Annotated in this window: 8 protein-coding genes and 1 tRNA gene; 1 reads left to right on the top strand and 8 read right to left on the bottom strand. The window is 55.5% G+C overall.

Annotation, left to right across the window (positions count from 1 at the left end):
- Positions 1 to 98: 98 nt before the first annotated feature.
- A complete protein-coding gene (locus Pla52nx_RS29420) occupies positions 99 to 1,592 on the bottom strand; it encodes an APC family permease (RefSeq protein ID WP_146521509.1) in 1,494 nt (497 codons plus the stop codon).
- 149 nt (positions 1,593 to 1,741) lie between these two features.
- Here Pla52nx_RS29420 and Pla52nx_RS29415 point away from each other — a divergent pair, with 149 nt between their 5' ends.
- The gene (locus tag Pla52nx_RS29415) at positions 1,742 to 3,286 is read left to right on the top strand and encodes a sialate O-acetylesterase (protein ID WP_146521508.1); all 1,545 of its coding nucleotides are present in this window, start codon (positions 1,742 to 1,744) and stop codon (positions 3,284 to 3,286) included.
- Between the two features lie 74 nt (positions 3,287 to 3,360).
- Here the strand turns inward: Pla52nx_RS29415 and Pla52nx_RS29410 are convergent, their stop codons facing one another.
- The 7 genes from Pla52nx_RS29410 to Pla52nx_RS29380 form a co-directional block, all read right to left on the bottom strand.
- Positions 3,361 to 4,683: a hypothetical protein gene (locus Pla52nx_RS29410; protein WP_146521507.1), complete on the bottom strand. Its 1,323-nt coding sequence runs from the start codon at positions 4,681 to 4,683 to the stop codon at positions 3,361 to 3,363.
- Entirely contained in the window at positions 4,676 to 5,260 is a 585-nt protein-coding gene (locus tag Pla52nx_RS29405) for an RNA polymerase sigma factor (protein WP_146521506.1), read from the bottom strand. Before Pla52nx_RS29405 ends, Pla52nx_RS29410 begins: the two co-directional genes overlap by 8 nt.
- Positions 5,261 to 5,524: 264 nt before the next feature.
- A tRNA-Ile gene (locus tag Pla52nx_RS29400) sits at positions 5,525 to 5,598 on the bottom strand.
- A 254-nt stretch (positions 5,599 to 5,852) separates the two neighbouring features.
- Positions 5,853 to 7,148, bottom strand: coding sequence for a DUF1501 domain-containing protein (locus Pla52nx_RS29395; RefSeq protein WP_146521505.1), 1,296 nt, complete (start codon positions 7,146 to 7,148; stop codon positions 5,853 to 5,855).
- Positions 7,149 to 7,178: 30 nt separating this feature from the next.
- On the bottom strand, positions 7,179 to 9,488 hold the full coding sequence (locus tag Pla52nx_RS29390) for a DUF1549 and DUF1553 domain-containing protein (RefSeq protein ID WP_146521504.1): 2,310 nt from the start codon (positions 9,486 to 9,488) through the stop codon (positions 7,179 to 7,181).
- Complete coding sequence (locus tag Pla52nx_RS29385) at positions 9,485 to 12,361, bottom strand: carboxypeptidase regulatory-like domain-containing protein (protein ID WP_146521503.1); 2,877 nt, start codon at positions 12,359 to 12,361, stop codon at positions 9,485 to 9,487. The genes Pla52nx_RS29390 and Pla52nx_RS29385 overlap by 4 nt, the downstream gene beginning before the upstream one ends.
- Entirely contained in the window at positions 12,358 to 12,750 is a 393-nt protein-coding gene (locus Pla52nx_RS29380; RefSeq protein WP_197454801.1) for a BlaI/MecI/CopY family transcriptional regulator, read from the bottom strand. The genes Pla52nx_RS29385 and Pla52nx_RS29380 overlap by 4 nt, the downstream gene beginning before the upstream one ends.
- Positions 12,751 to 12,769: the final 19 nt, after the last annotated feature.

The raw sequence follows: 12,769 nt of genomic DNA, 5'->3' as shown, positions 1-12,769 counted from the left end.
ACAGCAATTCCAACTGCAAGCCATGTTCGTCGATGAGTGACCGCGCGGCTACCCCCAAAGGGTTTCCTGGACGCAGCAAGTGCGAAATCATGGCCATTTTAGCCATTTGTGTCCGCCGTCGAACGCCGATCTAAGTACCAAGGGTACATCAACGCTCCCAGCAGCAGGGTAGCCAGAGCGACAATTGCCGATTGCGGTTTGTCGATCCCGGTGAAGGTCGCGGACAGCAGTGTCCCGCCCACAAAGACGATCGGCGGCAGCGGATACCAGGGCACTTTGACGGGACTGTCGGGACGACGGTGCAAGACAAAAACAACGCTGGCCGTCAACGCCGCACTGACCGCCAAGGTAAAGGACAGATAGTCGAGCAAGCTTTTCAGACGCGTGAACTGGATCACGAGGATTCCCAACACAGCCTGAAACCAAATCGAAACCACCGGCACGTTTCCCTGAAAATTCATCCAGCGTGGCAGGTACCCATCCGCAGCCATCTTGGCGTAGACCCGAGGCCCAGTCATCACCAACGCACTGACGGAGGTGAACAAGCCGCACATGATCAATAGACGAACCCACTCCGTCAAACGCCCGCCGCCCAGTTGTGAGTCCTCCGGGAACGCTTCGCTGACCGCCGCCGCCGCGATCGTGGCCACGTTGGGCTGACCGGCGATGGACTCCCGCGTCGGCGCATAAACAAACACCGCGTTGAGCAACAAGTAGACCAAGGTGACCAGCAGCGTCCCCAACAGCAACGCTCTTGGCACATTGCGTTCCGGCCGGTCGACTTCACCCGCCACGTAAACGGCGGCATTGAACCCGCTGTAACTCAATGCGATCCACATCAGCGAGTTGGCGAACATCACGACAAACGCAAGCGTCGACGTTTTCGCATCGTTCTCCGTTTCGTCCGTCGTGGCCACCTCCGCCGATGCCGCTGAGGTTTCCAGGACCCCCGCATCGGCTTCTTGGAGTCCCTGCCAAGACCCGATGGCAGTAAAAGCGATCACCAAGAACAATCCGATCATCAGGAACTTGATCAGCACCACCAAGTCCTGGATCCGAGCGCCTCGACGCAATCCGATCGAATGGAATACGGCTGCGCAAAGCACGATCACGCTGGCGGTCATCCCAGGCCGCTGCACGATCGCGTTCAAACCCAGTCTGCCCACCCAGGGTGCTTCGGAGAGATACGACTCAAATGTTTTTGCAGCGTAGGCGATTGGGCCGGTGAATCCCGCCAGCAAAGAAACCCAACCCGCCATCAAACCGGCGATCGGATGAACGGTCTTGGAAAGAAACAAGTACTCGCCACCAGAGTCCGTGAATGCTTTCGCCAGCGCCCCGTAGCACAACGCGCCGCAAATCGCGATCACCCCGGCGACCGCCCATGCGACCATGACCCACCCGGGTGACTGTAAGCTCGCGATGGTGAATCCACTGGTGGTATAAACCCCCGCGCCGATCATGCTCGCGGCAACGATCGCCGCCGCCGAAGGCAACCCGATTCGATGGAGTCGAGCATCGTTCTGTGTATCGCCCTGCACATCGTGCTGCGAATCGGACGTCTCTGCTTGCTCGCTCGCCTGGGACTCCATCAAAACCGCCTTGTGAAAGAAACAAACACCAGATCATCGTCCCCGTAGCTTATCAAGAGCCATCAATGCCTCGATCCGTCACGCATAGATTACAATGAGATTCCCCCACCTACCAGCAATCTATCCTTCCTGCCCACCGGTCACTCATCATGATCCACCGTTTCTGTCTCGCCGCTGCACTGGTGCTCGGCTGCGCAACGTTTTCGCAGGCCGAACTCAAGCTTGCTGCACCGATCAACGACTCCATGGTCTTGCAACGCGATGAAGACGCAACGGTGTGGGGCTGGGCGACCGCCGGCAGCGAGATCACGGTACAAATCTCAGACCACAAGGCGACCGCAACGGCTGACGATCAAGGCCGATGGAAAGTGCAAATTGATCCGCCCCCGGTCGGCGGGCCTTACCAGATGACGATCGCCGGCGATGGCTCCCAACAAACCATCCAAGACATCCTCGTCGGTGAGGTCTGGCTCTGCTCGGGTCAGTCCAACATGGCGATGACGGTCAGCCGTGCAAGAGATTTCGAAAAAGAAGCCGCCGCAGCCGACTTGCCCCAAATCCGCATGTTCAAAGTCGACTCCGGGCACGCCACGCAACCGCAAGAAACTTGCCAAGGCAACTGGACGATTTGCAGCCCGCAAACCGTCGGGGGTTTTTCCGCAACCGCTTATTTCTTTGGCAAGCGATTGCATCACGAACTCGGCGTTCCCATCGGCTTGATCAACTCGTCGGTCGGCGGCACTTCGGTCGAATCGTGGACCAGCATGCCCGCGCAATCGGCCGTCGAAGCAATCAAGCCTCGCTTGGATGCCTGGAACGCAGACGACGCCAAGTACGATGCAGAGACCGCCAAGGCCAACTACGAACGAGCGATGAAAGCCTACGAAAGAAAAGTTCAACAAGCCAAGCAGGACGGCGCAAAGCCCCCACGAAAGCCGTCGCTTGCCTCCCGCCCACGAAATGATCGCAACTACCCCTCCAATCTGTTCAACGGCAAAATCAATCCCATCGTGGGCTACACCATCAAGGGCGCGATCTGGTACCAAGGAGAAAACAGCTCCGGACGTGGCTTCTCGCACCTCTACGGGGTCCAACTGCAAACCTTGATCAACGATTGGCGGGCACGTTGGGGGCAAGGCAACTTTCCCTTCGCTTGGGTGCAACTGCCGAACTTTCGCGCCCCACAAAAAGAACCCTCCGAGACCAACGGTTGGACACTGGTCCAAGAGGGCATGATGAAAACCTTGTCGCTGCCCCACACAGGTATGGCGATCACCATTGATGTCGGTGAAGAAAAAGACATTCACCCCAAAGACAAACAAACCGTCGGCTATCGTTTGGCCCAGTGGGCACTAGCAGACGTGTACGGCCGCGACCTGATCCCCATGGGGCCGGTTTACAAGTCCTCGTCGATCGACGGAAACAAAGTGGTGATCGAATTCGAGAACGCAGACGGCTTGAAATCCAGCACCGATCAAGTCACCGGATTTGCGATCTGCGGCGAGGACAAGAAATTCGTTTGGGCGGACGCCAATATCGCGGGCGACAAAGTGATCGTCAGCAGCAGCAAGATCGACCAGCCGGTCGCCGTCCGCTACGCCTGGGCAGCCAACCCCGTGATCAGCCTGTACAACGCAGCCGACCTCCCCGCCTCCCCCTTCCGCACCGACGACTGGCCAGAGGAAGGCAAGTAGCTCGCGCCCGTCACCATGATCTCAAGTCTCTCTAATGATTTCGGTCGGATTAGGGTTATTTCGTTTCGCCCGATTTACTTTGATTCCTTCTCCGTGACCAATATCCCTGTTACTTGACCTTCTTCCAAAACGAATGCAACTCCCAAGTTCTGGTAAATGACAGCGAAAGGAGACTTGGCCGGTCCTCTGAAACGAGTCGGTTTTCCGTATGCCTCAAGAATCTGATCGAACGAATCCCCGATCGAAATGTTTTCACTTGTCTTCCCCGGAAAGCTGCGGACTCCAGCGTCAGGAATCCCTGATTCCACGGCGACGGAAAACAATCCGCCACCCTCTCGAAAATTTAGGGTGAGTCCAAGTGCGTCAAACTCAGCGAGAATGTAGTCGATGGATGCATCATCTGGCTTCGTTCTGGATTGAAACCTTTGACCATCAATCGTGTAGCAGTAATTCACTTCGCTCGGCGGCCCAATTTGCTTCTTCGCGGCACCCAAATCATCCCCCCAGGTGAGTCCGCCCATTCCGAGTCCGGGTTTGAGTTCCAGTTTTCGCATGTCAATCCCGTGCGGAACCTCCGGCATCGGAACGCTCGGTCCACTATTGACTAGGCGGTAGCCTTCTGGCGGAGTCAGGCTGAGCAGCTCCCTGGCAATGTCACGGTTGAACTTGAATCGCAACGTTGAATGCCGATGTGAGTAAAGCGGATCGTCTGGCGTGGCGGGCGATTCAACGACTTCGACTGGTAAATCAGTCTCGACATCCACCCAAATCTCAAGACGGATCGGTTCTGATTCACTTTCGACAAGAAATCCTCTGTGTGATCCCCCTTCGCGAGTTCCAAGTGATTGAATGCCTGATCGCGTCGCGTCCATGATTTTGCGAATCGGATACCATGCATCCGATTGACCCTCGACCGTTGAATACCACGCTGTCTTGGAGTCTGTTTCTAAGCCCAGGCAACGTTCTCCATCGGGGCTGCATATCCTTACCAGTCCATTGCTAAATTCCTGTCGAAACGCCCCGGACTTGAGAAGGTAAACCTTCATGTTCTGTTCTGGCTGATTTGGGTTTTCATAGGTGATGATGGCGTTCTGCATATTCTGAACCGCCTCCCTCACTTGTGCAAAAGCTCTTGACGGTGCCCCAAAACTGAACACGAACCAACCGGCGACGAACAATACGCACACGCTGAGGGAAAGTACGCTGATTGTCGCGTGATGAAAGAGTGCTTTCATCAATCCATTGCGATGCATGACATTGCCCTCTCTCTTGGATTCTTTGAAGAACTCATCGCAGCATGCATCTAGCCGCTGGACAACATCAGGCGGTACAGCGATTTGTGAAAACGGCTTCAATAGAACGTCGGCGTTTGTTCGGTTGATGTCGTTTTCATTCATCTTTGTTCTCCCGACAATTGGGTGAAGTGACTTTCCTTGGCAATGGATCAGATCCTAAGTTCGCCAGCATTCGTTCAAGCCGTGTTCGTCCACGAGAAAGGTGCTCGCGAACCGTCTCAATCGAACAATCGAGCGCCTCGGCAATTTGGGCGTGAGGTTCTGCTTGAATGTATTTCATGACAATCGCAGTGGCCTGATGAGGCGACAGCCTTGAGATCGCTGCCATTACGTTGTCGAGTCGTTCGTCTCTGACCAAGTTCTCCAGAGGCAGCAAATCATCACTTGTGAGGCGACCTTCGAATAGATTCACATCGACGTGATCCATGCGACGGCGACGGAATAGATCGATCGCGGCATCCGCACAGATTCGAAGAATAAGGGCCTGTGGAGCAGGATGCATTTTCACCTGAGCTTGACGTCGCCAGACAGCAACCAAAGCGTTTTGCAAAGCGTCCTCGGCATCCTGAGGGTGTCGTAGGATACGCCAAACGGTGGCAAACATTCGGTCCTTGATCGGGCTGATCATCTTGGAAAGTGCAGCGTTTTCATCCACGCATTCGTCCTGACCGGAGTTCACTGGAAATCAGCTTGAGGTTGCGACATGAACTGAGCGGGAGGTCCCACAAGAGATTACCGAAATGAAGCGCCATCATCGGGGACAAGGAAACTGATATTTCCCAAGAAAAATCTCTCAGACTGGTCGAGCAGCTTGTTGATTGACTTAGCGGGGGGAATTCAATCGCTGTAGGCCGGGCACTCTTGCCTGACTGGCCGGAGAAAGGCAGATGATCAAGAGCCGCCGCGATGCCGAAAGTCGGCATCATGACGGAATCAGAAGTAATAGGGCGGGCAGGACTTGAACCCGCGACCCAGGCATTATGAGTGCCCTGCTCTAACCAACTGAGCTACCGCCCCCTAGGGGATCGGCATTGTAGGGCAAAACGTCGAATAGGTGAATATCGGCACGCCCGCCAAAAAGCATCGCCGGGGATGCCTCTAGCTGAGATCTAGCTCGGATTATTCATGCGACTCACTACAGTCTTCGCAATACGTTTGCAAGAAACGGTTTACGCGGATTGGCACGAAAACAGGTTGCGCATATCAGCCGCCACGCGATAGCGTCCGGTTCTTACACCTGTAATCGGGAACCGGACGCTATCGCGTGCCGGCTAATGAATGATCCGGGCTAGCGGAGTGACCGCCTCGGGAATAAGACGGACGTTTCGGCCGGAGGGTGTCTGTACTTGTGTGTTTCCGTCGATGCCGAGCTGATGAAGAATCGTCGCCGTTAGCTTCGTGGGCGAACAGGGGGATTCGATCGGCTCGTAACCCTCCTGGTCCGTTGCCCCAATGATTGATCCGGCGGGGAATCCGCCACCGGCGAGCAGGGCCGTCATCGCGAGTGAGTGGTGATCACGACCGCCGCCACCATTGACGACGGGGGTCCGACCAAACTCACCAACGCAATGAACAATGGTTGAGTCCAAAAGACCACGCTCCTCCAAGTCTAGGATCAGCACCGAAAGCGTCTTGTCCAACTGCGGAAGCAAGTTCTGGCGAAGCGCTGTGAAATTACCTTGATGCGTGTCCCAACCACCGAACGTAACGGTCACGAATCGAGCACCGGCTTCGATCAGCCGACAGGCTCGAAGTGAGTTGCGTCCCAAACTCCCTGCGCCAAACCTGTCACGCCGCGTGGCGTTTTCTTTTTCCAAATCAAGCGCACCGCGAACCGAGTCTTTTGAGAGCACGTCGATGGCTTGTTGTGAAAAACGATTCAGCCCCTCGACGACTTCGTCTTGATTGAGCCGATCAAATCCGGAGTCGAACTGTTTACGAAGAGCCAGTCGCTTTTGAAACTGCTTGAGTTGCCTTTCCGCGTCACTGGCATCGTCACTACGATTCAACGAGACCCCACGAGGCAGTTCCCGAGCGTCAGCGTCCAGATCAAAGGGATTCCAAGCCGACCCGAGGAAGCCCGCTCCGGCTCCTTGTGGGGCGGCAAACGTCACGTAAGGAGGAAGGGAAGCTCGATCGTCGGAAAGTTGGCTTGCAACCAGCGATCCGACAGAAGGGTGCTGCAGCGCAGCGGAAGGCAACCGGCCGGTCATCAGGTACTGCGTCCCCGGCCCATGAGCAGGGATGCTGTGCGTGATGCTTCGGATCAGTAAACATCGATCCATGACCTTGGCGAGTTCTGGAAAATGCTCGCAGATCTGAACTCCCGATGCACTGGTTGGGATCGGTTTGAATTCGCCCCGAATCTGATCAGGTGCATCGGGTTTTAGATCCCACATGTCGATCGTTGATGGACCGCCATCAAGCCACAGCAGGATCACATTCTTGGCTTTCCCCGACCTGTTCGCAGCGAGGGCCGAAACGGCGGCGGACAGTTGGTGTCCGAACACCGCCGTCGTCCCAACGTAGAGAGCACTTCGACGTGAGATTTTGACATTCAAACTCATCGGCGTTTCCCCGCAGGTGATTGGCTGGTTTCAGTGGTTGGTGTAGAACTCGCGCGTCGTCATGAGACTCCAGGTCAAATCGGCGACCGCTTCGATACGGTCCTTCGCTTCACGCAAATGTTTGACCGCCGACTTGCGTTCGTCTTTTGTGGGTGGACGAGACAGCGTGGTGAGAAAAAGTTGCTCCACGAGCTTCCGATTCTTGCTCATGCGAGCCAATTCAACTGCGATCCCATCTTGGATGCGTTTCAACAGCGTGTCATCGGCGAGCATGAGCATGGTTTGCCGCAGCGATGGAGCATGACTGCTTTCGCAGTCACAGGTGGCCACTCTCTCGGGACGATCAAATACGTCAAAGTACTCGGGGGCGGCCGATGTGACAGGACTGCGCATTGGCGAGTCCACGGCCCGATTGTCATCGTCTCCTGCCACGTCAGCGATGGCATCGACGAGAACTGCAGCGGGCAATACTTGGACTGGAAAGCGAGAATAGTTGCGGTGATCGTTTTGCTGGTTGGCAGGAATCGTGGCGGCTCGCTGCCAAGCATTGGAGGTCAAAATCGTCCGCTCCAGAGAGCGAATGTCGTAGCCGCTAGCGATAAACTCTTTGGCGAGCCCGTCCAAGAGTTCGGGGTGTGAGGGTGGATTGGAGGCTGAAAACGAGTCGACAGGTTCTACGATTCCCTGTCCAAAATAATACGCCCAAACACGATTCACAAAGTTGCGGGCGAAGAAGGGATTTTCGGGCAGCAGCAACCAATGGACGAACTGTTCGCGAGGATCTTCGTCAGCCTCGTAGTGTTTGTCACCCAATGGCCTCGACGGCAGCAACTCCAAGGTCGCCGCATCGCGGAAGTTCCCCGACGTGCTAGCGGTCAAATAGACCTCTCTTATCCGCGGAATCTTGCTCGGGCTCTCACCGACAGCGATGCGTCGGCGACGTTGCTCCAGCGCGTCCGCTAAGCCCATTCGCATTTCTGGAGACAAACCGTATCGGACTTGAGCAAACAAGTTTGCAAAGGATCGATGGTCGTTTTGCGTCCAGCGATCGAACGGATGTTTGTGGCAACGGGCACATTCGATACGAACACCGAGAAAGGCAGCGGCAGTGCGCTCGGCCAGTGACTCAAGATCGACCTGCTCATTCTCCTTTCGACGCGCCCAGTACAGATCCAAGGTCGGCTTTGCCGCATATTCTTGAGCATCAGTGGCAATATCGGTCGGCCTCTCCACACAAGCGTGTATGAAATCGCTCGTGGATCGCTGATCACGTGACGTCGCCGTCAGAACGCCACGTGCGATTTGATCATATGGCAGGTTGTCGACGAAGCGAACGCGAAACCATTCGTGCCATCGCCGCTGTTGCTGCTCTGCGATCTCGGCGTCTGACGACAACTGCTCTCGGCTGCCGGTGATTTCACACATCCGGGTTGCCCAAAGGCTCGCGTGTTGCGGCGAGGCCAATGCTTGATCGATTGCAACGGTGCGTTTTTCAGAGTTTGAATCCGCGGCAAACGATCGAACCTCCTCCGGTGTCGGCAAACGTCCCATCGTTAGCAGAGAGAGTCGTCTTAAGAACGCGTAGTCATCGGTTTTCTCAACGGGGGCAATCCGCAGTCGCTCCTGCCTGAGGTTTATCCACCTGTCCACCTCATTGGCTGGCGGTTCAAGCACCGGCACGCCAATCTGAGCGTCAATGGAAAAGATCGATGCGCTGGCGGAGCGTCCGCCGTAGGTGGCGATGAGTGAAGTGCCCCCATTGCCCATTCGAGTGAGCGTCCCACGGGCGTCCACCTCCGCCAGCGAATCGTCGACGACACTCAACGCGGCAAGATTGGTCACGTCGAGGAGCGCGTCGTCGGCGAACCGGGCGAACACCTTGAAATCACAATGGGGGCTCGCGGAGCTCAAATTGACTTCGGACGGTTCAATGGAGAGTTTGACAAGCTCACTCAGTTGCTCGTTTTTTGCCCCCTCTCGAATCCAACGCTCCAATAACTTGTAAGCCGGAGAATCGATATCGAAAAGTTTACCGCCTTCGTGGTCCACGATCCCGCTTGGTTTCAACAGCAGGAGGCTCTCCTGGGGTGTTTTGAGCACTCGATCGGCCTCACGATCTACGATCGCTTCATAGTCCGCCGCATCATCAAAACCGAACAAACTGAGCTTGAACCCGCCTTGCCCATGAACCGATCCGTGGCAAGAACCCGCGTTGCACCCGAATTGACTGAGCAGCGGCGCGATATGCCGCCGATAGTTCACAGGGTTTGTGCCGGGTTCAGTAGCGTGCCCAAGTGTCGATGCGAGAGCAAGCAACAGCAAGGTGCGAATGGAGGTCATCGGACCGGATCCTTGCTGCCCGCTTGCTTTTCCATCACGAAGACGATTTCCTTGGTGTCACTCTCCGCCAACGACACCGTTTGCGGCTTGGTCACGTAATGGAACTCCTGAGCTTCTTTATCAGGATCATTCTCCTCCGTATCGTCTCGATTCCCTAGATCATTTTCGAGAATTGTTACTTGCAGTTTGGTATCGGGTTGCATTTGGCCAGACCGCCAGCGACCGTCTGGCTGTTTCTCGAAATTGATGACGCCACCGTTCACGAACCGCCCGCTCATCATCGTTTCGTCGTCCTTTGATTCGACGTACTGCGTGTCGGGCTTGAAGCCATCGATCGGTTTGCCGGTCTCGTCGATGATTTTGACCAGCAGAATGGGAGCTTTGTAGCGAACGATTTCTAGTGTCGTGATATCCTCTTCCAATGTTCCAAGATTGATTTCACGTTCGACAGACAACGGGTCCTTGGGTTTCAGTCTCCAGCGAAGCGCGCTGTGTTCGTTGGTCATCGTATTGATGCGGACATCCGTTGCACCGTGAGGCGCCTTGAACTCGAACCAACCGTCTTCTCCTGGCCGAGAGCTTTCCATAGAGAAGAACTCACCATCGACCTTTCCAAACAGATGTTGAGAGTGGCTTGCACGAGGTTTTCCATGAGCATCAAAGAATCGGCCTCGAATGATGACATGCGGAAGTGCTCGGATGACAAGTGGCTCGTTGATGTCGTCATCGGAGATGGTGATCTTCATCCGTGAAAAGGCGTGGTCGAGATCTTTCTTCGGCTTCCGTCCTGTTTGCTCCTCTGTCGGGTCATGCACCTGATCTTCGACACGCACCGAATACTCGCCTGGCGGCAGGGGGAGCAGTTCGAACTTGCCTTGCGCATCCGTCATCGCTGTAGCCCGAATGCCTGTGGAGACAGCGTTCGGATTCAGGAATTCGTCAGCATCTTCGCCATCGCTCAAGCTATCGACCGAAACACCGACATTGGCGACCGGTTCTCCTTTGGTGTCTAGCACTTGGCCGGTCAGACGCTTGCCGTCATTCAGTTGGATGGAGTCATATTGGCCGCGTTTGTCTCGAAGCCGGATCGCTCTTGGGGCAGCGTTCTTGGGATAAATCCATAGTACACCGTCACCTGGCGTCGCGACAACCATTCGAAAACGGCCCTCATCGTCGGTTGCAGTATTCTGGAAAGCCCCGTATTCCCAACTCTGTCCTTCAGGTTTGGTTGGCGATTTTGAGTACACCAACAAACGCGTGTTGACTGCGGGGGCCCCGTCTGGATTGAGTACTTGTCCCATGATCGGCTCCCCGGGAGACAACTTGATTGTCTCAAAGAACGGTGGCTCGCCCTTCTCCAAGTTTGTGCGGATCATCGAATGTGCATACCCACTTTGTCCTTTGGGTTGATAGTTGGGGTGATGTGCATCAACGACAATGTAAAGTGATGGCTGGGCAACCTCCTCCGGCGGCAATGTGAACTCATACCTGCCGTTCTCATCGGAAACATGCGTGGTGGTGCGAAGCGTGACCCACTGATTCGTGTTTGGATCGCGACTCAGCTCGTGAATGACTTCAACGCTGGCGCCCTTGATAGGCTTGCCCGTCTCCCTGTCAATGACCTTGCCGACATAGGTGATCGGATCGGGTAACCGCCCATCGTCCTTTGTGTCGCCGTCAAGGGTCTTACCTGCGGCACCGTCATCCTTGTCGCCCTCCGTCACCGGCATGGCTGCAAGAGCCGGTTGATTCCCAAGGCGGAGTAGGCTCAAGCTGGCAACCGCTACGACACCCGTCAACGCAATGGCCAGAACAGAGAATGGGCTTGGGCGACGGAGCAATGGAACGCTGGAAACGACAAGCGTTTGAACTCTCCGAAACAGATTCGACTTGCTGTCAGCGATGCCCAAGGCCAAAGTGCCGCGAGCCGGGATCGTATCGCGAGCCAACTCGACCAAGAAAGCCGCGTAGTCTTCCGCCGATTCACCGTGGTCGGTCGCATAAGCATCGGCGAGGTAGTCTTGACTGAGCGTCAACTGCCGTCGCAGCCACCAATAGTGAGGCTGAAAGAAGCAAACAAACTTAGCGATCGCCGCCAGGATCCAGGTGGGATAGTCGCGATTGACGACGTGTGCCCACTCGTGTGCCAAACCCCACCTCAGTCGATCCGGTTCCCCATTCTCCAGCGTAGACGGGATCACAATCGTTGATCGCATCAGACCCCACATGACGGGAGAGCAGATGTCATCGCTCACAAGCAACTTGGGCAGTTTGTTCGTTCCCGCGATACCTGACAGCAACGCTGCAGTCGACTTTTTCGCGGGACGGCTTCGACGTGTGATCGCGGATCGACGCGATATGGCCAAGCACCAAAAAACACCCATGCCGGCAACCGTCATCAGATAGAGCATTTGCACGGCAAGCCAAAGTGACGCGATGACGTTCCTCCGCGCAGCTTGGGCGTGGGTCGATCCTTCTGGCTGGGTGACCGATGCGTTGCTTTCGCGATCCGCCACAGGTTCCGCCGATAACTCTTGCGATTGCACAGTTCGAGCGATCGCGATGGGACCCGGATTCGCCGCCCCCACGCCTTCGTCAACCAAGGAAACTGACTCAGTCGCTGATGTCATGTCCACCTGCATCAGCGAGTTTGATTGGACTGTGGATTGCAGCAATCCCAGCGAGTAACTCGGCAGAAAATGGAATTGCTGAAATAAAGGAACCAATAAACAGGCAACAAGCGTCCAGTGAATGATTCGAACGCGGTGGACCGGTTGGCGAAACAACAGGACCGCGATCGCGCCGATCGCAAGAAGGATGGTCCCGAAGATCGTCGAATGAGCCAACCATTGCGAGAAATTCTGCATGATCATGATCGCTTTTTCCTCTTCTGTGATTTTTTCGAGCGGGCTTCCGCGATCATCGCTTCCAGCTCCTGCAACTCCTTGTCGCTGAGCTTTTCGGATCGCAACATGTTCAACATCAGTTCGTTGACGGCCCCGTCGTACACCTTCTTGACAAATCGAGATGAGACATCCTCACGAGTGCATTGAGGACGATAGAGAAACACCCTTCCTTCGCGTCGATGTTTGACAAGTCCTTTGTCGTCCATGATTCGAAGCTGAGTTTGGATCGTGTTGAAGTGCAAACCCGACTCGGGCGTCAAACGTTCGTGCACCTCTCGCACTGAGCCTTCTTGGATTTCCCAAAGCACTTTGAGAATCTCCATTTCACGTTCTGTCGGATCGGCGTCCATGGACATCGTTTTCCATCTCGTGGAG

Source organism: Stieleria varia (assembly GCF_038443385.1).
In the GTDB taxonomy this organism is placed as follows: Bacteria; Planctomycetota; Planctomycetia; order Pirellulales; family Pirellulaceae; genus Stieleria; species Stieleria varia.
The sequence above is the reverse complement of the archived record's forward strand: the minus strand, read 5'-3'. Positions and strand labels throughout refer to the sequence as shown.

Coding starts and splice junctions, on each gene's coding strand:
- Pla52nx_RS29395 (WP_146521505.1), bottom strand. CDS start 7,148: ATGAGTTTGAATGTCAAAATCTCACGTCGAAGTGCTCTCTACGTTGGG.
- Pla52nx_RS29410 (WP_146521507.1), bottom strand. CDS start 4,683: ATGAATGAAAACGACATCAACCGAACAAACGCCGACGTTCTATTGAAG.
- Pla52nx_RS29415 (WP_146521508.1), top strand. CDS start 1,742: ATGATCCACCGTTTCTGTCTCGCCGCTGCACTGGTGCTCGGCTGCGCA.
- Pla52nx_RS29420 (WP_146521509.1), bottom strand. CDS start 1,592: ATGGAGTCCCAGGCGAGCGAGCAAGCAGAGACGTCCGATTCGCAGCAC.
- Pla52nx_RS29385 (WP_146521503.1), bottom strand. CDS start 12,361: ATGATCATGCAGAATTTCTCGCAATGGTTGGCTCATTCGACGATCTTC.
- Pla52nx_RS29390 (WP_146521504.1), bottom strand. CDS start 9,488: ATGACCTCCATTCGCACCTTGCTGTTGCTTGCTCTCGCATCGACACTT.
- Pla52nx_RS29380 (WP_197454801.1), bottom strand. CDS start 12,750: ATGTCCATGGACGCCGATCCGACAGAACGTGAAATGGAGATTCTCAAA.